Here is a 20,145-nt window from a genome sequence, read left to right as displayed (position 1 = left end):
CTAAATGAAGGATATTTTTAACTTATCTTTATTACAAAATATGATAAGAACTGCAACACCGCTGGTATTGGCTGCATTAGGTGGACTTTTAACAATGCAGGCAGGGATTCTAAATATAGGAATGGAAGGAATGATCCTTTTAGGTGCCTTTTTTGCTGTGGTTGGGAGCTATTTCTTTGGAAGTTCAGCCATGGGTGTGGCACTGGCAGTTTGCTCTGGAATTTTAATCGGACTTTTATTTGGAGTTTTTGTAATTGAATTGAAATCCGATGAATTTGTTATCGGTGTTGCTATTAATATATTGGGCTCTGGTCTAACCGTATTTTTACTTCGAACCATATTTGGCGTAAAGGGTGCTTTTTCTTCTCCCAAGATTATCCCCCTACCAGATATTAATATCGACTTTTTATCAAAAGTACCATTTTTAGATGCGATTTTTAATAATCACTCCATCTTTGTCTATATCAGTTGGATTTTAGTAATCGTTGTATATATATTCTTATTTAAGACACCCATGGGGTATTGGATTAGAGCGGCGGGAGAAAGTCCGCAATCCTTAGAGACCGCAGGAATCAATCCAAAGCGAATGAAATATATCAGTTCTGTTCTTTGCGGCATCCTTTGCGGTTTTGCTGGTGCCCATTTATCCCTTGGATATTTGACGTTGTTCACAGAAAACATGAGTGCCAATAAAGGCTTTATCGCACTTTCCGTGATCATTTTTGGTGCTTCTCATCCAATCAAGGCCTTCTTTGCGGCCCTATTGTTTGGATTCTTCGATGCCCTCGGTATTCGTCTTCAAAGTGTGGGAATTCCGTCACAGTTTACGCAGATGATTCCGTATATTGCAACCATTATTGTTCTATTTATCGTTGCACAAAAAACATTGCAAAGGAGAAAGCATAGTGAAATATGATGTCATCGTAATCGGATCTGGAATCGCCGGAGCAACCTTTGCAAAGGCATGCCGTCAATACGGAAAAAAAGTTGCTGTGGTAGAAAAGGAAAAACTAGGTGGGACTGCAATCGCCACAGGCTGCCTTCCAGTAAAGATTCATAAGGATAACGTAGTTGGGTTTTTAAAAGCAAGGGATTTAGCAGATTCATACCATCGTACTTTAGATATCGATATCCAGGATGTGTATGAAAGAGGATACAATAGAATAGCAGAATTACAGGATTTTATGAAGAGAGACTTGGATGGTATTGATCTCTATTTTGGCGATGGCGTATTGCTGGATCAAAATACATTGAAGGTGGGTTCTCACAACCTGACTACAGATCATTTCATCATTGCTACAGGCACATCCCCAGTGATACCGAACAACGCCAGAAGAGCCATTAGCCATAGAGAATTAATGGGTCTTAAAAAATTGCCAAAGGATTTGATCATCGTAGGTGGGGGTGTAGAGGCAGTAGAAATTGCAGATATTTACGCTGCTTATGGGGTTCAAGTAAGGATGGTTGTAAGGGAAGAAGAAATCCTACAGGAAACTGACCAAGATTTAAAACAATATTTAATGAAAAGTCTAGAGCAGAATCAAGTGGAATTCTATTATGGTGATGACATTGTTCATACCATAGAAGAACAGGATAGCATCCATATTACAACGGCGAAGGGTCATAAAATTAGGGGAGAATATCTTTTGTATACTTCCATTCGATCCTTAAATAAGGTGGATGGACTGATGGACTTAGGTGTGATCTGTGATGAGCATAAGATCCATATCGATGGCAATTTAAGAACATCTGTGGATAACATTTATGTTATTGGTGATGCCAATGGTATATTAGGGATGGCCCATGTTGCATATAGCCAAGGAATCGCTGTGGCGAAACATTTATATGCAGGAAAAGAAGTAGAAATGGCATACGCTACACTGCCGAGAAGTATATTTGGATTGAAGGAAATATCAGGGATCGGTAAGAGTGAAAAGGATTTAAAAGGGCAAGACTATAAGGTTTGTAAAATTAATCTAAGGGATTTATATAGAGGTTATGGGAAAGACTTGGATGGCTTTGCTAAAATCCTGCATCATGATGGTAAATTGTTGGGATATTGGGTGGTTAGCGATTATTCCAGTGATTTAATGGCAGACAGTGCATTGTGGTTTGACCAAGGATGTACTTTAGAAAAAATATCAAAATCACTATTCATTAACCCTAGCTTATCAGAAGTATTACCTGAACTGTATTTAAAAAGTATAAAGGGGGATGAATAATATGGTACAGCCTCATATCAGATGCAGCAAGGAAGATGTTTCTTCTATGGTGATTATGCCAGGAGATCCCAAAAGAGTGGATCGAATTGGGGAATTTTTAGAAGATGTGAAAGAGGTAAGCTATAATCGAGAGTTTAAGACCATCACTGGATATTATAAAGGTGTGAAGATAACAGCCACATCCACTGGAATCGGCGGTGCATCTGCTGCCATTGCCATAGAAGAGCATGTGGCCATCGGCGCAAAATATATTATCAGAGTAGGAAGCTGCGGCGCCCTTCAGAGCCATATTCAGATTGGTGATTTGATTCTTCCAACTTCTGCGATTCGGGATGAAGGGGCCTCTAAAATGTATGTAGAATCCAGCTACCCTGCTTCCTGTGATGTAGAGCTGGCTACAATAATGATTCAAAAGGCCAAAGAGCTGAATTATAACTTTTATACAGGAATCGTTCGAAGTCATGATTCCTTCTATATCGATGATTACGAGGAGGTTTCTAAATATTGGAGCCAGAAAAATGTACTGGGTTCCGATATGGAAACGGCTACATTATTTACTCTTGGAAGTATTCGAGGAATCAAAGTAGCAAGCATTCTCAACAATGTTGTGTTATTCGAAGAAAATACTGCGTCAAGTATCAACAACCTAGTAGACGAAGGGAATGCTGAAATGCAGGGCGAGGAAAATGAAATTATTTTAGCCCTAGAGACCTTGTACGAAGCTTCAAAATCATAAGAAATACGATAAGAAACCTTTTATGGATCTTGAAATAAGATCTATAAAAGGTTTTTTTGGAACTTTTTTATAGTAAATATCGTCTAAAATTGTATAGAATAAACTGAAGACCTCGTTGTTCTATAAAAAATAATATGAAAGTGGAGTGATTGGATGATTCGCAAAAAAGGTATTACTTTCTGTATACTAATCATAAGTCTGGCAGGGATTGTTGCCTGCAGTAATCAGTTACAAGATAGAGGGGACCATCACAATAATGAAGAAGAGGTTATTGAAAAGCAATATAAGGAAGAAGAGATTATGAAGGAGTTTGAGCAAATAAGTAAAGAAGACTTAAATTTAGATTCCATCGTAAGCTTTATAGATAAAAATATAGGCAGGGTTTCTTACAAAAATGCAGGGATTATGGTGACTACCCTTGAGGAAGCACAGAAGGTTTTTCTAAAAAATCTAGAGGACAGATTCTATACCCCAGAAACCCAAGAAGGTTTAGATAAGCTGTTCCAAGTAGAGATGAAGCTAGATTGTTTAGCGGATGCAGCAAAAGGAGATTTAAAAGAGCTGCTAGAGGAAAGCACTGCAAAAGGATACAAGCTTGCGGCCGCAGAGGGTGCTATTTTTCCTATCATAGATTACGATTTCTATACAAAATACAGCAGTTTTGTGGATGAAGAGCTCAAGGCTTATATTGAGGTCATGGCCGTGCATTCTAAAAAGCTATCAGCGGTGGATGCGGCCCTTGTCATCGGCTGGGAGGAACTGGTTCAGCGAGCAATACAACAGGAGAAGTTCATAGAAAAATATCCCGATTCAGATAAAATTGAAGCAGTAAAAGAATTATCTAATTGGTATCGATATTATATTTTTAATGGACTGCCCAATACACCGCTCTTTAGTCATAAGGATGATGAAATGAATCCAGAAGCAAAATCCGTTTATGCATCTTATATCCAGAGAGAATCTGAAGGGAAACTTATAGAAGAGATAAAAGAATTTATGTGCCTTTTAGAGAAAAACGGGTATAAGGGAAGTAAAGAAGTAGAAAACTTTATAGAAGATGTATTACAAAATAATTGATAAAATAAAGGAACGATGGGCTTCAAGTGATGGAGGAAATAGGATGATCAAAAAAATAATATCTCTCATGCTGGTTATTTCAATAATTTTTATGGTTGCCTGCAGCAAAGAAAAAAATGGGGAAGTGGAAGAAGGGAATTCACAAGAAGAGCATATGATTGTAGATAAAGAAGAGGATGATCAGGAGGTAGAAGAGAAGCCTGTAGATGAGATTCAATTAAAAATAAACAAAATGTCGTTAGAGGAGAAAATAGGACAGTTGCTTTTAGTGGGCATAGATGGATACGATATGAATGACCCTACGGCAGACCTAATACAAAACTATCGTGTGGGCGGAGTTATACTGTACGGTAGAAACGTAAAGGGAACCAAGCAGCTTTTAGATCTAACGAACGCCTTGAAAACATCAAACACTGCCAATAATATTCCCCTATTCATTTCCGTAGATGAGGAAGGGGGCGCTGTCAGTAGAAGTCCAAAGGAGGTAAAAAAACTGCCTACAGCCAGAGCTATTGGAAAAACTGAAGATGTAGATCTAGCTTATGAGGTTGGTAATTTATTGGGGGCTATGGTAAAGTCCTTTGGATATAATATGAATTTTGCACCGGTACTGGATATCGATAGCAATCCTGCAAACCCTGTCATTGAAAAGCGTTCTTTTGGAAAGACTCCAGATATTGTTTCTAAAATGGGAATTGCAGAGATGAAAGGAATGGCATCGGAAGGTGTGATACCTGTCGTGAAGCATTTTCCAGGCCATGGCGATACATCGGTGGACTCTCATATTGGACTTCCCATTATTCACCATGAATTAGAGCGGATCATGGACTTCGAAGCTGCTCCATTTAAATCGGCCATAGAGGAGGGAGCGGAGGTTGTTATGGTTGCCCATATCCTTTTAAAAAAAATTGATGCAGAAAAACCTGCCTCCATGTCTAAAGTTATCATTACAGATATTTTAAGAGAGAATCTGGGATTTGGCGGCGTAGTAATTACGGATGATATGACCATGGGCGCTATATCAAAGAATTACGATATGGCCGCTGCCGTAGTCAGCGCTATCAATGCTGGTGCAGATATTATTTTAGTAGGGCATCAATATGAGAACGCCATTGCTGCGTTCAATGGGATAAAAAAAGGGATAGAAGAAGGACGTATCAAGATGGATCGACTGGATGAGAGTGTACATCGAATTTTAAGTTTGAAAAATAAATATAATATAAAAAATACTTTGGTAGAAAGCATGGATGTGCAAAAGATAAATGATCGAATAGATAAGGTGATGGATAAAATAAATTAATATAAAAGTTACTTTATTTAATACCTTAATGGACTATCTGGATAAAAAATAAAATAGAAATATAGTTTATTTATCTTAATATTAAATATGTTTTACTTATCTGAAATTTATGGTAATATATAGTATATCTAAGGAAGAGGTGATGAACTTGACGTTGGACGATAAGAAACGTTTTATTATCAATACAATTTATACTGCAATTATCATAGGTCTGATCTATCTTGCTTTTAAGCATGTACTCGGCTGGGTGATGCCATTTATCATTGGTTTTTTTATTGCCTATCTATTAAAGCCTATGGCAGATTTTATTGAGCGTTCTACTAAAATCAAAAATAAAAGTGTGTCTATTTTTGTCATTTCATTTTTTTATGTCGTTGTAATCGGTGTTGCAAGTTTTCTTGTGATTAATTTATGGCGATTGATCTATGAATTTATCAATTTATTTCCAACTTTATATATCGACAGCATAGAGCCTATGATTGCGGCCGCAAATGATTGGATCATATCCTTTATCAACAATCTTTCTCCTGAAGTTGCTGCATTGATATCGGATGTGTTTGATAATGTACTATCTATGGTGACGCAAGTCGTAAGTAGTCTTTCTAAGATTGTACTGTTCAGTATCACAGGAATTGCACAGAAAATACCGATTTACTTTATAACGCTTTTATTTTCCATCATCTGCTCCGTGTTAATAACCATGGACTACGATAATGTTTCAGCATTTTTAAATCGACAGATTCCTAAAAGTATCCGGAGCATTTTAAGTGATGTAAAAAAAATATTGGTAGATACCATCTTTAAAATGGCAAAAGCATATTTTATCTTATTATTTATCGCTTTTATAGAAATGTGCATCGGTTTTATGATCCTAGGAATTGACCATGCTATCCCCATTGCGTCGATCATTGCAATTTTAGATATTATTCCATTAATCGGAATTGGCGGAATCCTAATTCCTTGGGGTATTTATGAAATCATCATAGGGCAGAGTACAGTAGGAATCGGACTTTTAATCATCTATTTGATTTCCTATATACTGAGAAATACCCTGGAGCCAAAAATTGTTGGAAAGCAGATCGGACTAAACTCGTTGGTCACCTTTGTTTCTATGTTTGTAGGCTTCAAAACCTTTGGCTTTATTGGGTTTATGACAGCACCCATTGTGGCCATCATCATCAAGCAGTTGAATGATAGCAACAAGATAAAGTTTTATCATTAAACCAGAAGGTATAAAAGGTTGTTGAATACTGTATAAAGTAGCATTGTGTACCGAAAAAATCCATGGTTCAAAGAAGTGAAAATCTTCTTGAACGATGGATTTTTCTATTCCAAAAGGATAAGTGTTTTGGACAGTGGAGGTATTGTTTACAATGATTTATTTCTTTTTATTGCTAAGGATCATACCTAAGTCTAGAAGCTCTTGCTGTAGATCAATCAGTTTATTTTTCAATGCATCATAGTTTCTTTCTAGGAGAGCATCATCAATCAATTTATTCGTTTGTGAAGAAAGATTTTCAAATTGATCGTATACTTCTTGCAATTCCTTCTTGATATTTTCTTTTCGTTGAATCGGCTCTAATAGTTCACCAGAGTGAGCTTTCAGCACATCCTTCTCTATTTCAAAAGTATAGCCCATATTCGGAATGACAGTAGGAATATTGTATCTTTCATTGATTAGCTCCGAAAGGGTGCTTAAGGAATCTTCTTCACCGTGAACAAGGAAGATTTTTTTCGGTTTTTTCTTAAAACCTTGGAGCCAGTCTAAAATGCCGGGCTGATCGATATGCCCAGAAAACCCTTCAATACTATGAATTTCAGCCAGCACTGCAATATTTTCTCCTAAAATTTTTACCGATGTTGCACCATCTTTTAAAATACGCCCTAAAGTCCCAACTGCTTGATATCCGACGAAAACAACACTATTTTTAGCTTTCCATAGATTATGCTTTAAATGGTGGCGAATTCTCCCGGCAGTACACATACCACTGGCAGAGATGATCACTTTAGGAAAATCTGAATTATTTAGGGCCATAGATTCTTTATAGTCCCGAACAAAATAAAGATTTTCAAAATCTAAAGGATTGTCACCACTTAAGATGAGCTCTTTTGCAGTGTCATTAAAAGCATAGGAATTTCTTTTGAAAATTTGTGTCGCAGAAATTGCCATAGGGCTATCGATGTAAATCGGTACCCTCATAAATTGTTCCAGTTCCTTATTATTCTCATAATACTGTTTTAACTCGTAAATTAGCTCTTGGGTTCTTCCTACAGCGAAGGAAGGAATCAATACGGTTCCACCTCTTAACACTGTTTTATTAATCACATCGACAAGCTTTTCTACTCTTTTCTCTACATTTTCATGGGTTCTATTACCGTAGGTGGACTCCAGAATAAGGTAATCTGCTTCCTCTATGAACTCAGGATCATGGATCAGTGGCTTATTGCGCATACCGAGATCGCCAGAAAAAACTATTTTTACAGTATCATCATTTTCCTCAATCCATAGCTCCACTATGGAAGAGCCTAGGATATGACCTGCATCTCGAAACCGAACGGAGATTTCTTCGTTGATTTGTACTTTCTGATCGTATAGCACGGATTCAAAATATCGGAGACTTAATAAGGCATCCTCTACAGTATACAAAGGTTCCACAGGTGCTTTTCCAGAACGCTTCCCTTTTCTATTTTCCCATTCTGTATCACTTACTTGAATATGAGCGCTATCCACTAACATAATCTCACATAAATCCTTCGTGGCTTTCGTACAATAGATCTTTCCCCTGAAACCTTCTTTCACCAGCTTTGGAATTCTACCACTGTGATCGATATGGGAATGACTCAATAGTAAAAAGTCAATATCCGATGGGTCGAAATGAAATTTTTCTTTGTTGAGCTCCTCTAAATCTTCACTTCCCTGAAATAATCCACAGTCCAATAAGACCTTATACTTACCTGTGGTCACTAATATGTTGGAACCTGTAACAAGTTTTGCTGCACCTAAAAATTCAATTTTCATTTGCGTAATCTCCCCTCTCTAATCATATTATACCAAAAATAAAAAAGTAGAATCACCGAAGTTATAATATATGGATTTTTTCACAACTATGCTTTTACGACAAAAGATGATATAATGATGGAAAATTATAAAAATTTAATGTGGCGGGGGAGAATATTGCAAAATGAGGGAGAAAAAAACAAGTATCAGAGCTAAAATATTTTTTGTTGTCATAATTACTGTAATTGTTGCTTTTGCTGGAGTAGCTGGAATCATTTATAATAATATTAAAAACACCCTAGTACATAATATTAAACAAGAATTAGACTATGCTAGAGAAAATATTGCCATGAGAACCTTGGAGATTTTAAACACTGCCGATACCAATATTGAACAATTAGATATCAATCAATACATCAAGGACTTTCTAGAAGAAGATATGACCCAAGAGACTGTTAAGGAGGCTGGAGGGTATAGAAACTTAGTAAATACTTTACTAAGAATCAAAGAAACCAATGGGGATATACTCAATATTTATATAGGGGTAGGAAAGATTAATCATTTAATTACCCATGATGAATTTGTAACGGCTCCAGACTACAGCACTGTAGATAGAAGCTGGTACAAAGAGGCTGTAAAGACAAAAGACACTGCTATTACAGACCCATATATCGATGCAATCACTGGAGATCTGGTAGTGACTGTAAGCAGGCCTATTTATAATGATAAGAAAGAGATTGTTGCAGTTGCTGGAATTGATATTACATTAGAGCGAATATCTGAAATTATGAGTAATTTTAAATACGGAGAGAGTGGATATTCGATTCTTTTAGATGGCCAGTCCAGATTTGTGCATCACAATAATAAAGCAATGATCCTGGAAAAGAAGATCGAGGCGTTGGGCAATGGCTGGGAGCATGTAGCGGAAATTATTAAATCTGGGACGCCCTACACGGATAAATTCCTCATAGAGAAGGAAGAAACATATATATCCTATACGCCCATTGGAACAAGTCAATGGGATGCTGTATTGGTGGTTCCTGCTGAGGAAGCAGAGGCAACACTGATTGCATTTCGTAATATCTTTATCCTTAGTATATCCCTAGCAGTTGTGGTATTAGCAGTTGCTCTTTATTTATTAACCAATGGAATTTTAAAGCCAATCCCTGCATTATTAGAGGCTTATGAAAAAGCCAAGGATGGAGATTTGAGAGTGAAAGCAAAGACTTTTTCAACGGATGAAATCAGTAGATTAGCAAATGGTTTCAATCAGATGATCGATTCGCAGAGAACGGTGATTACGAATATTATGAATGAAACCAATCATATCATAGAGGCAATTGATAATACAAAGCAGAATATCCATCATCTCAATGGAAGCATTGAAGAAGTTTCTGCAACGACAGAGGAACTTTCAGCAGGAATGGAAGAAACGGCAGCATCCATGGAGGAAATGAATGCAACTTCTGTTGAGATAGAAAATGCTCTTGGAAGCATGGCAAAGCAGATTGAAGAAGGCTTAGAGTCGGCGAAGGAAATCAGTCATAGAGCAGAGAACTTAAAAAATAACGCTATGACCTCTTCAGAAACTGCAAATCGGATGTATGAAGAAACCCAGGGAAAATTGGTGAAGGCGATTTCAGACTCAAAGGCCATTGAAGAAATCAAGGTTCTTTCTGATGCAATCCTAATGATCACCTCCCAGACGAATTTATTGGCGCTGAATGCAGCCATCGAAGCGGCTAGAGCAGGGGAAGCAGGCAGAGGTTTTGCTGTAGTAGCCGATGAGATTCGGAAGCTTGCAGAGGATTCGCAAAGGGCTGTTACGAAAATTCAAGACACAACTACTGTGGTTCTAGAAGCTGTAGATAATCTTGTTGAAAGCTCGGAACAAATCTTAGGATTTATGGATCAGCAGGTAATTAAGGATTACAAGATCCTAGCGGAAACAGGGGAGCAATACAGTAAAGATGCCCTGTATGTAGAAAATATACTGAAGAATTTCACCGTCACATCGGAGCATGTATTAGCTTCTACAGAAGCCATGCGAACGGCAATTAATGAAGTCACCATGGCTACCAATGAAGGTGCGGATGGGACAACGAATATTGCACAAATAAACTCGGATATTATGGGAATGTCCAATGAAATCGTAGGTGAGATTGAAGGAATCACAGAAGGATTAGAAAAATTGGTACAGTCTGTTTCAAGGTTTAGTGTTTAATATAGAATCTAGAGGGGCTTTCATTCATATGGAGGCTCCTTTCTTATCTACAATCCAAGGGGAAATAATATAGGCGCAAATAAAGGTTTTTAACCATCTTTATAGAAATAAAATAAGATTCAGTTAAAATGGCGTTTATTAAAATGAGAAAGGATAAGGGGAGGGAGCATTGTGCTAAAATCCATAGAGGAAAAGGAAAGAATTATAGAGATTGATATCATTCGAGGGATTGCAATTTTAGGTATATTTTTTGTCAACCTACCAGAAATGTTGGTAGCACCCATGGTGTCCATTAAATACATGGGTATGGATGGGTGGGTTCGATTGATTTATAATATGTTGATACAGACAAAGTTCTACACCATCTTTTCCTTCTTATTCGGTCTAGGCTTTTACATTTTTATGAGTAGGGCAGAGGCTAGAGGCGATAAAATGTACAAATTATTTTTTAGAAGATTATTCTTCCTGTTTATATTTGGAGGGATTCATTTTATTTTGTTCTGGCATGGTGATATTTTAAACACCTACGCATTAATCGGAATATGGCTCCTTTTATTTTATAACAAAAAACCAAAGACCATACTGACTTGGGCCGTGGTGCTGTTATGTATTGCCTTTGCTTTGAATGTCATCATATATTCACCGACTGTACTAGAACAAATTTCTACAACGGCATTATTGCAAGAGGAATTACCGGTGTACAATTATTTGCGAAGCTTTACAGATAATTTCCTATTGAGGGTCAACTTATTTGGAACACAAGCAGTTGCCAATGGCATCATCCTTACTCCAGAAATCCTATCTTTATTTTTAATCGGTCTCTATGTAGGCAAGAAAGATGTATTTTCTAGGATCGAAGAATTGGCTGGCATATTGAGAAAGATGCAAATCGTATCTTTAATCGTATCTGTATTATGTTTTATTCCGATGGTTAAGCTATACTTAGAATCCTCTACATACCGACAGCTCGATCAATATTTTTTTGTTTGGTTCAGTGGAAAAACCATGGCAATTTTTTATGTAACGACAATATTATTGCTTCTGAGAAAGGAAAAGTGGCGTAAGAGATTAAAGTCATTTAGCTATGTTGGAAAAATGGCATTGACCAATTACATTGGACAGACCGTAGTTAGTATTTTTGTTTTTTCTATGGTATTTAAAAATACAGCAAAGATCCCACTATGGGTAGGGCTTTTATATTGTCCCATTTTTTATATAGGGCAGATTCAATTTAGTAAGTGGTGGTTGTCTACACATAAAATGGGGCCACTGGAATGGCTATGGAGATATGCTACTTACTATAATAAAACAAAGAAAAATGAATGATTTAGGAGGCACTGAGGATGGATATCAGAGAAAAAAAGGTTTACGAAACACTGGATATGTTAAATATTGTTTATGATAGATATACTCATCCCGCTGTATATACCATTGCGGAGATCGAAGAACACGAATTAAAGGGTGATAACATCGCCCATTGTAAAAATTTATTCTTGCGTAATTCCAAGGGAGACCAACATTATTTAGTGGTGATTGAAAGTAGTAAAAAAACAAGTACGAAGGATTTAGCAAAACAGATTGGTAGCACTAGATTAAGCTTTGCATCTCCAGATAGAATGGAGCAGTATCTTGGACTTGAACCGGGAGCCGTTTCTCCATTTGGTTTGATTAACGATGAGAATAAAGAAGTGGTGTTATTAATTGATAAGGACTTACAGAAAAGAGAGAAGATAACCTTTCATCCAAATATCAATACAGCAAGTATTACGATTACCTATGAGGATTTTCAAAGATATGTTCAATGGTGTAGCAATACTGTGCAATATGTAGATGTGGAGTGATTGAAATTTCTAAAATAAAAATTCAAATACCGAAAGCGGTAGAACAGATATTGGATATATTCAGTATAAATGGTTATGAAGGATATATCGTTGGTGGATGCGTAAGGGACTCTATTTTAAATAAATCACCACAGGACTGGGATATCTGCACCAATTGTACACCGGAAAAAATGATGGAACTATTGAGTGGGTTTAAGGTCATCCCTACAGGTTTAAAGCATGGAACCGTAACGGTGGTAATTGACCATGTGGGCTATGAAGTAACTACCTACAGAGTGGATGGAGATTATAGGGATGGAAGACATCCGGAGAAAGTTCAGTTTACCGCCTCGTTAAGAGAGGACTTAAAGAGGCGAGATTTTACCATCAATGCAATGGCCTATCACCATAAAGATGGATTAATCGACTATCATGGCGGTATGGAAGACCTATGGAATCGGAAGATCAAAACCGTTGGAAACCCTCTGGAACGATTCAGCGAAGACTATTTGAGAATGTTAAGGGCAGTAAGGTTCTCCGCTCAGCTAGACTACACTTTAGAGGAGCGTACATTCCAAGGAATTCGAGCACTATCCCACAATATTGGGAAGATTAGTACAGAGCGAATTCGGGAAGAACTGAATAAAATCCTAATGACGGAGGTGCCATCAAGAGGGCTGGTGCTTTTACATGATACGGATCTTTTAAAATATATCCTACCCGAACTGGAAGTATGTGTGGGATTCAATCAGCATAGTCCCCACCACGACAAGGATGTTTTCAACCATATTCTCAGCGTAGTAGATCAGACTGAAAAGGACTTAATTTTAAGATTAGCTGCTCTATTACATGACATTGGAAAACCCGAAACCTTTAGCTTAGATGAAAGTGGCATTGGACATTTTTATCGGCACCATGTAGCAAGCTGGAAGACGGCACAAAAGATAATGAGAAGGCTTAAATATGATAATCGTACAATAGATCAAGTCTTGGCCTTGGTTAAGGAACATATGACAAGGTATGAAAAATTATCCGATAAAGCCATCAAAAGGTTGATCAGCAGGGTGAACCCTTCGAATATGCACCGATTATTTAAGCTTCAGATTGCAGATATTGGCGGTTCTTCTAAGAGGAATGATATCAGTGATGTACTGGATTTAAAAAGGAGAGCTGAACGGATACTCCATGAGAAACAGCCTTTATCCATAAAGGATTTAGAGATTAGTGGACACCACTTGATGGAATTGGGCGTACCGGAGGGAAAAAAAATTGGAAGAATATTAAATGAACTAATGGAAATCGTATTAGAAAATCCGGAACTAAACACAACCAATACCTTATTACAAATTGCTAGAGAAAAATTAAACTAATTTTGCTGATTATATTAAATTAAATATTATTAAAAAAGCTCTTGCTAAGAGCTTTTTTGATTTTTTATAGTAGAATTGATCCTTTCCATTGAAATGGAAAAAATCATTAGAAAGAGATGTGTCAAACTCTAAATAATGATAAAATTTTAACTAAGTATAGAAAAAAACAATAGAACATAACTTAAGTATATAAAAATTAAATAGGAGCAAAAAATAAATTATGGAATGGTGATTTAATTTTACAGAAGTAATATTTTCAATAGATATGTGAATTTTAAATGATAGAAAATATAATTAAATATATATAAAATATTGTTATGCTACATAAAGAAATATAAGATGTACTTATATTGACTTATTTAAAATAATAAACTAAGATAAAAATGTGATAAAAAATTAACAAATAAGGAGCGGAAGAAATGGAAAAAAATAATTTTAAAGCTAGGAGCTATTCAAGGAGAGAAATGATTCAAAAAATCGGAAAATCAGCGGTAGGCGTAGCGATGTTAGGTACAATTCCAACACTATTATCTGCTTGTGCAAGTGAAACAGCTCAGCTCCCTTCTAAAGAAGTATTAAATTATAAATACGTTGAAGCCAGTAAGGATGCACCATCCTATCCTTATGCATATCAAAAACTAGATGTTGCAACTGCAATTGAGCGGGGGCACGCAGGATACTATAATAAAGGGGGCTGCTGTAGAGGCGTTGCAGACGCAATAATAGGTCAATTAGGGGATAGTGCTGGATATCCATTTAATCAAATTCCTATAGATATGTTTGCCAATGGTACCACCGGCTATGGAATAGGATCACTTTGTGGATCATTAGGAGGAGCAGTTGCAGCGATTGGTCTTGTATGTGAACCAGAGGATGCAAAGGCGGTTACAAAGGAATTATTTGATTGGTACCAAAAAACAGAATTTCCAATATATCAGCCAGATATGAAGTTAGAAACAACAGTTGCTAATTCAGTTAATTGCATTGATTCCGTCAGTAAGTTTATGGAAAAAGCAGGTGTAGCCATGAATGATCCAAAAAGAAAAGAAAGATGTGCCTGTTTAACTGGAGATGTTGCAGGTAAAACCGTTGAGCTATTAAACAAACACTTTGGAGTTTAGAAATAAATAACGAGAGAAAATTAATAGCTGTAAGCTAGGAATACTACAGTATGCCTAGCTTACAGCATTAAGCAACCTTTCTATTTGGTTCTACAAATTTTATACAGAGTTATTGTATGCAGGGGTCCAGTATGTGGAAGTTTCATGTAAGATAGAAAAGATGCCCATACCTAGGATTAGAATAAAGGTGGAAGAAAAATAAGTGAATAGGAATGATATCCTGCTAAAATAGTATTGACACCGATATAGGTAAACAATATGGAAGCAAATCCAGCAATAGAAAACCAAGCAGCTTTTTTACCCGCCCACCCCTTAGATAATCTTACATGTAAGTAAATAGAATAAATTACCCATGTTATAAAGGACCAGGTTTCTTTAGGGTCCCATTGCCAGTATCTACCCCAAGCTTTTTCTGCCCAAATAGCACCGGTTACAATGACGAAGGTCAGACTTAGAAAGCCAATAGCAATGGCTCGATAGCTCATAATATCTAAAAGCTCTGCACTGGGGATATGATTGATTATAAAGGAATCATGGTGTAGGTGATCTCGAATAAGGTAAATGAGAGAAATTGCACAGGCGATTGCAAAGGCACCGTAGCTAAATATGGCTGTTACAACATGAACCACAATCCAATTGCTTTGAAGAGCGGGCATTAAAGGCCGAATATCTTTGGATTGCATCGCCGCATAATAAATCAATATCAGGATGATGGGTGTAGCGAAGGTTCCTAATATTTGATAACGATATTTTTTTTCAAATATCAAATAAAATATGCTGATTCCCCAAGCAAAACTTATAGCAAATTCGTATTGATTGCTGATTGGCAATCTACTGGCAGTCACGGTTCTAGTGACTAGAGAAATGGTATGAAAAACCAGTCCTATTTTTAAAAAAATACTCCCATAATTACTTAATTTTTCCTTTCTAAAAACGAAAAAAATAAAATACGCCATTGTAGCGAAGCTGTATAATACTACTGATATAAAAAAACTCTGATTTTCTCCTAACATTGGTACCCTCCTATATAGTTTATCGATTTATAAGTGATTTAAAAGTGATGCATCTACAGGGATTAGATGGAAACCTCCTTGTTTTTTGTAGAAATAATTTCTTTAGATTTTCCATAGAAAGCCAAGAACAATCCTAAAATAATGATTCCGGAGCCTATCATTGCACCGGCCTTCCCATTCATTTTATTTACAGATAAATAAGTATACCTTTGAGGCTGTGAGAACTTAAAGGTGTAGTTCTGCCAATGGATATCTTCATCTAAGGAAGTCACGTTCATCAGCACCCTTTGTCCACCGTAGAACAGTGAATAGAGTATTTTGGGATTGTTTAAATGATTAGATTTAGAAGCAAAACCGGCTTCTGTAGCTATAAAATCTGGATAAAAATGATGCATCTGAAGGATGAGATATTCTTCATTATCCACATAGGCAGTGCCATCGTATAGAACTGTCTTTGTTATATGTTCCGAATCTTTATATACATCTATGTCAGAAGCCCAGCCAGTGCTATGTTGATAAAAGGTATACCCTTCGTATCTCATAGGATGGTTCACGGATATTTCTCCAGAAACAAGAGCATTGCCTTCTTTGTCCGATAAAGTAGCATCGGTAATATACTGTTGAACAGAACCATCTTCTCGATACACAACATTAAAATCATTGATCTTCATAAAGAAATTCGTCTCTGCTACGGCTAGGGTGGAGCCGGGAGTACCATAGGCATAAGTATCGAAATAGGTATATTGACCGTAGCTATAAGATATGATGATTGCAAGAAGGCCTACATGAATCAGCCATGAGCCGAATAAGCTCAGTCTATTTTGTTTCAGAAGCTTCCTAAGTCGAATGGTGCTGCATAGAAATAGGTTTAAGGTTAAAGCAAAGAAGATTAGAATAAATCCTAAGGAATGATAGATGTCGTATAGCTTGAAGGAAACGATGATTTGAGACCATAGGGAAGTATAGGTATTCAAATAAAAGGCTTCTTCTCTCCCTTGGGGTATAATAGAACCAATGATAGCAACGAAACACAATAGTCCCAGCAATAACAATCCAAATTTCATTGATTTTAAAAAATTGAATATTTTTTTCAAAGAAATACTCATTGACTCACATCCTTATTTAATCAGGGGCTGTTTCGTCGTATAAAACAGCCCCAATATTTTATTGATATTCTTTTAATTTATCCAGCGCTTGTTGTGCATAATCCTTAGCTTCTTTCAAAGCATTTCTAGCTTTTTCAGTATGATGGAAGCCCGTACTATTTTCGACAAAGACAAAATCCCATCGATACTGTGCTTTTCTGTGTAAATCCCAAAGTTCGTTCATTGCGGGATCATCTAATTTATTATTTTCCAAAACGTGGCCAAACTCTTCAACTAATGTTACAAGCATAGCACCGATTTCCAGTAGCTGATCATCGATCTCTTTTTGTATGGATTGCACTTTTGCAGTTAATCCATCTATTTCAGCGCTATGACAAGTACCGCAGGACTCATTGACATTTTTCAATGGACTTTTTGCCCAGTGGGACTTATACTTTTCGCCATTTTCTTCTACTGTTGGCATATGACAATCGGCACAAGTAACCCCCATTTTATCGTGAATACTTCCAGTATAAGTTTCAAATTCCGGATGTTGTACCTTAATTAAAGGGGTTCCTGTTCTTGGATGCTTCCAGTCGTAATAATCTAAATCATCGTAGTACTTTTCAATCTCTGCTATTTCTAAGCCTTGATCCCAAGGTAGAATCACTTCCTTTGTTGTTGGCTCCATATAATATTCTACGTGACACTGTGCACAGGCTAATGTACCAGGCTTTAAATCTTTTTCAAGTTTACTGGAAGCAGCATTAAATTGCGGTGTCGTCGTTTGAATTTGTTTACCCGGTTCATTTCTATGACAGGTATAGCATGTAATGCCATTTTCTATTTCTTGAGATACCTTATGGAAGTCCATGGCATAGAATTCATCCTTATATTCTAAGAGCAGCTTTTCATAATCAGCAGTTTTACAAGCAAGGCAGGAAGCACCTGGCTTAGGTCTTGCTGTATTAATAACATCCGTAAGGGAATAGAAATGACCCCGAGCTGCATAATATTCTTTTCCAAAGCCGATACCATCGTATAATATTTTTATATCCGGATATTTTTCTAGATAACTAATCGGATGAGAGCCACCCAGCTCTGGATCTTCAGTGACACCATCTTTAAATCGTGAAGTCATTTGTAAGGATTCATAAATTAGGGGATATTGATCTTTCCATGCTTCGGCTGATAAAATCATTTCATTTGGAGGTGGTATCTTGGCATTTTGTTCAGGTTTCTTGTTTTCATTGGGCTCTCCTATGTTATTTTCTTGTTTTTTACAGCCAATGGTGCTGAAAAATACCAAAAGAAATATCATCGTTAAAATAAGCAATTTTCTATGTGGATTCATTGGAGCTCTCCCTCCTGTAATTATTTTGTATTAAGTAGTATTCCAATAATTTCAAATTATATAACTGATTTTATTGGGACTCTGTGTATAAATTTCATGAGATTAGATCAATTAAAGAATAAAGAAGTGGAACGACTGTAATAACCAGTGGTTTTAAATCAAGGGAATATGAAAAGAATAATATGGATTCCTATTTTTCTAAATATTAGTTTTTTAACATATTTCGTGATAATATATACTAAAGAGCATTATAGCGAGGGGGGTATTTTTTTGAGAAAAAATGTAAATGAGGAGCTGAAAAGTCTAAAACAGAGTATGGAAATGCTGGAAGACTTATTAGATACTGCTTATTATGGCATGGCGATTGTGGATACAGAAGGAAAAATCGTCAAGTGGAATTATGAAAAGCTGATGGGAATAAAGGAATCCGATGTTCTGGACCAATATGTTCAAGATATCATAGAAAATACCCGACTTCATATTGTAGCAAAAACAGGGGAAAAAGAGCTGTTTGAAATACAAACAATACAGGGTAGAGATATGATCACCAGTAGAGTACCCATCATAAAGGACGGTAATATTATTGGAGCGGCAGGTACTGTGCTTTTTAAGGATGTGAAGGAACTAAAATCCCTGGTGCAAAAGCTGGAAGCGTTAGAGGATACAGTTCACAAATATAAAGGAGCGATTAAAAGGCTTCATAAAACGAAATTTTCCTTTGATAATATTATTACACAGAACAATCGAATGATCTATTTAAAAGAGATCGCCAAAATGGCTGCGGAGAGCAATGCGACGATTTTAATTCAAGGAGAAAGTGGTACAGGGAAGGAATTATTTGCCCATGGCGTGCATAAGGCAAGCTTCAGAAAACACGGCCCCTTCGTTACGATTAACTGTGCAGCGATTCCCAATGAACTGTTAGAATCAGAGCTGTTTGGATACGAGCCGGGGGCTTTTACTGGGGCTAAAAAGGAAGGTAAAATCGGTAAATTTGAATTGGCCAATGGCGGAACCATCCTACTGGATGAGATCGGCTCTATGCCCATGGAAATGCAGGCAAAGCTATTAAGAGTACTGGAAGGCAGAGAATTAGAGCGGGTCGGTGGCAATGCGAGAATTGAAATTGACATTCGATTAATTGCCTCTACCAATGAAAATCTAGAAAAAGCCGTGGAGGAAGGAAAGTTTCGACAGGATTTATACTATAGGTTGAATGTAATACAGATAGAAATTCCACCCTTAAGAGACCGAATTGATGATATTCCTTTACTGGCGGAACATATTTTAAAGCAGCTAGCGGATAGCATTGCGCTACCGAACAAAAAGCTTTCAAATGATACGATTCATGTGCTGAGAAACCATCATTGGCCAGGGAATATAAGAGAGCTTCGAAATGTGCTGGAGCGGTCCTTTATATTATGTAAGGAAAATACCATCCAAGTGGAGCATCTGCCGGATTACTTAAGCAAGAAGGCCGTTCATAATGCATTTGAAGAAGAAGATTCCCTACTGCTAAAGGATATTATTGCTAGGGTGGAAAAGGAAGCCATTAAAAGAGCCATTGAAGAAAGTAAAGGAAATAAATCTATGGCTGCTAAATTATTAGGGATTCATAGAACGGCTTTATATAAAAAAATAGAAATCTATGATATTGATATTTAAAAATGTATAAAAAAGTCTACAATGATTAAGAAGTTGTAGATTTTTTTATACAGATATCCTATGGGACATGGATGACTAGGGTGTTGATACAGTGAAAAATCCACGATCGTATCGTTTGGCACAATAATTGCTTAATATAATGGTATAGCGTATGAAAAAA

Annotated in this window: 16 protein-coding genes; 12 read left to right on the top strand and 4 right to left on the bottom strand. The window is 36.7% G+C overall.

Annotated features, from left to right (window positions below; translation table 11 throughout):
- Window positions 1-4: 4 nt before the first annotated feature.
- From CLOS_RS12350 to ytvI, 6 genes are all read left to right on the top strand, one after another.
- Entirely contained in the window at window positions 5-916 is a 912-nt protein-coding gene (locus CLOS_RS12350; RefSeq protein WP_012160216.1) for an ABC transporter permease, read from the top strand.
- Window positions 906-2,222, top strand: a complete 1,317-nt coding sequence (locus CLOS_RS12345; RefSeq protein WP_012160215.1) for a dihydrolipoyl dehydrogenase family protein — start codon at window positions 906-908, stop codon at window positions 2,220-2,222. The genes CLOS_RS12350 and CLOS_RS12345 overlap by 11 nt, the downstream gene beginning before the upstream one ends.
- Before the next feature lies 1 nt (window position 2,223).
- The gene (locus CLOS_RS12340; protein WP_012160214.1) at window positions 2,224-2,958 is read left to right on the top strand and encodes a nucleoside phosphorylase; all 735 of its coding nucleotides are present in this window, start codon (window positions 2,224-2,226) and stop codon (window positions 2,956-2,958) included.
- Window positions 2,959-3,111: 153 nt separating this feature from the next.
- On the top strand, window positions 3,112-4,035 hold the full coding sequence (locus tag CLOS_RS12335) for a hypothetical protein (RefSeq protein ID WP_012160213.1): 924 nt from the start codon (window positions 3,112-3,114) through the stop codon (window positions 4,033-4,035).
- Window positions 4,036-4,078: 43 nt separating this feature from the next.
- Window positions 4,079-5,335, top strand: a complete 1,257-nt coding sequence (gene nagZ, locus CLOS_RS12330) for a beta-N-acetylhexosaminidase (RefSeq protein WP_012160212.1) — start codon at window positions 4,079-4,081, stop codon at window positions 5,333-5,335.
- A gap of 142 nt (window positions 5,336-5,477) precedes the next feature.
- Window positions 5,478-6,557, top strand: coding sequence for a sporulation integral membrane protein YtvI (gene ytvI / locus CLOS_RS12325; protein ID WP_012160211.1), 1,080 nt, complete (start codon window positions 5,478-5,480; stop codon window positions 6,555-6,557).
- A 156-nt stretch (window positions 6,558-6,713) separates the two neighbouring features.
- Here the strand turns inward: ytvI and CLOS_RS12320 are convergent, their stop codons facing one another.
- Window positions 6,714-8,354, bottom strand: a complete 1,641-nt coding sequence (locus CLOS_RS12320; protein WP_012160210.1) for an MBL fold metallo-hydrolase RNA specificity domain-containing protein — start codon at window positions 8,352-8,354, stop codon at window positions 6,714-6,716.
- A 163-nt stretch (window positions 8,355-8,517) separates the two neighbouring features.
- On the opposite strand from CLOS_RS12320, the gene CLOS_RS12315 reads away from it, so the two are divergent.
- The 5 genes from CLOS_RS12315 (at window position 8,518) to CLOS_RS12295 (ending at window position 14,868) form a co-directional block, all read left to right on the top strand.
- Window positions 8,518-10,557 (top strand): methyl-accepting chemotaxis protein, encoded by a 2,040-nt coding sequence (locus CLOS_RS12315; RefSeq protein WP_012160209.1) that lies wholly within the window; start codon window positions 8,518-8,520, stop codon window positions 10,555-10,557.
- Window positions 10,558-10,728: 171 nt separating this feature from the next.
- Window positions 10,729-11,883 (top strand): DUF418 domain-containing protein, encoded by a 1,155-nt coding sequence (locus CLOS_RS12310; protein ID WP_012160208.1) that lies wholly within the window; start codon window positions 10,729-10,731, stop codon window positions 11,881-11,883.
- 17 nt (window positions 11,884-11,900) lie between these two features.
- The gene (locus tag CLOS_RS12305; RefSeq protein ID WP_012160207.1) at window positions 11,901-12,398 is read left to right on the top strand and encodes a prolyl-tRNA synthetase associated domain-containing protein; all 498 of its coding nucleotides are present in this window, start codon (window positions 11,901-11,903) and stop codon (window positions 12,396-12,398) included.
- Entirely contained in the window at window positions 12,395-13,747 is a 1,353-nt protein-coding gene (locus tag CLOS_RS12300) for a CCA tRNA nucleotidyltransferase (protein ID WP_012160206.1), read from the top strand. The genes CLOS_RS12305 and CLOS_RS12300 overlap by 4 nt, the downstream gene beginning before the upstream one ends.
- Window positions 13,748-14,166: 419 nt before the next feature.
- Window positions 14,167-14,868, top strand: a complete 702-nt coding sequence (locus tag CLOS_RS12295; RefSeq protein ID WP_012160205.1) for a C-GCAxxG-C-C family protein — start codon at window positions 14,167-14,169, stop codon at window positions 14,866-14,868.
- 176 nt (window positions 14,869-15,044) lie between these two features.
- On the opposite strand, the gene ccsB is transcribed toward CLOS_RS12295, so the two are convergent.
- The 3 genes from ccsB to CLOS_RS12280 form a co-directional block, all read right to left on the bottom strand.
- A complete protein-coding gene (ccsB, locus tag CLOS_RS12290) occupies window positions 15,045-15,881 on the bottom strand; it encodes a c-type cytochrome biogenesis protein CcsB (RefSeq protein ID WP_012160204.1) in 837 nt (278 codons plus the stop codon).
- 62 nt (window positions 15,882-15,943) lie between these two features.
- Window positions 15,944-16,987, bottom strand: coding sequence for a cytochrome c biogenesis protein ResB (locus tag CLOS_RS12285; RefSeq protein WP_012160203.1), 1,044 nt, complete (start codon window positions 16,985-16,987; stop codon window positions 15,944-15,946).
- Window positions 16,988-17,045: 58 nt separating this feature from the next.
- Entirely contained in the window at window positions 17,046-18,320 is a 1,275-nt protein-coding gene (locus CLOS_RS12280) for an ammonia-forming cytochrome c nitrite reductase subunit c552 (protein WP_012160202.1), read from the bottom strand.
- A 270-nt stretch (window positions 18,321-18,590) separates the two neighbouring features.
- On the opposite strand from CLOS_RS12280, the gene CLOS_RS12275 reads away from it, so the two are divergent.
- Window positions 18,591-19,985, top strand: coding sequence for a sigma-54 interaction domain-containing protein (locus CLOS_RS12275; protein WP_242649576.1), 1,395 nt, complete (start codon window positions 18,591-18,593; stop codon window positions 19,983-19,985).
- The last annotated feature ends 160 nt before the right edge of the window (window positions 19,986-20,145 follow it).

It is taken from the genome of Alkaliphilus oremlandii OhILAs (genome assembly GCF_000018325.1).
Classification (GTDB): Bacteria; Bacillota; Clostridia; order Peptostreptococcales; family Natronincolaceae; genus Alkaliphilus_B; species Alkaliphilus_B oremlandii.
The sequence above is the reverse complement of the archived record's forward strand: the minus strand, read 5'-3'. Positions and strand labels throughout refer to the sequence as shown.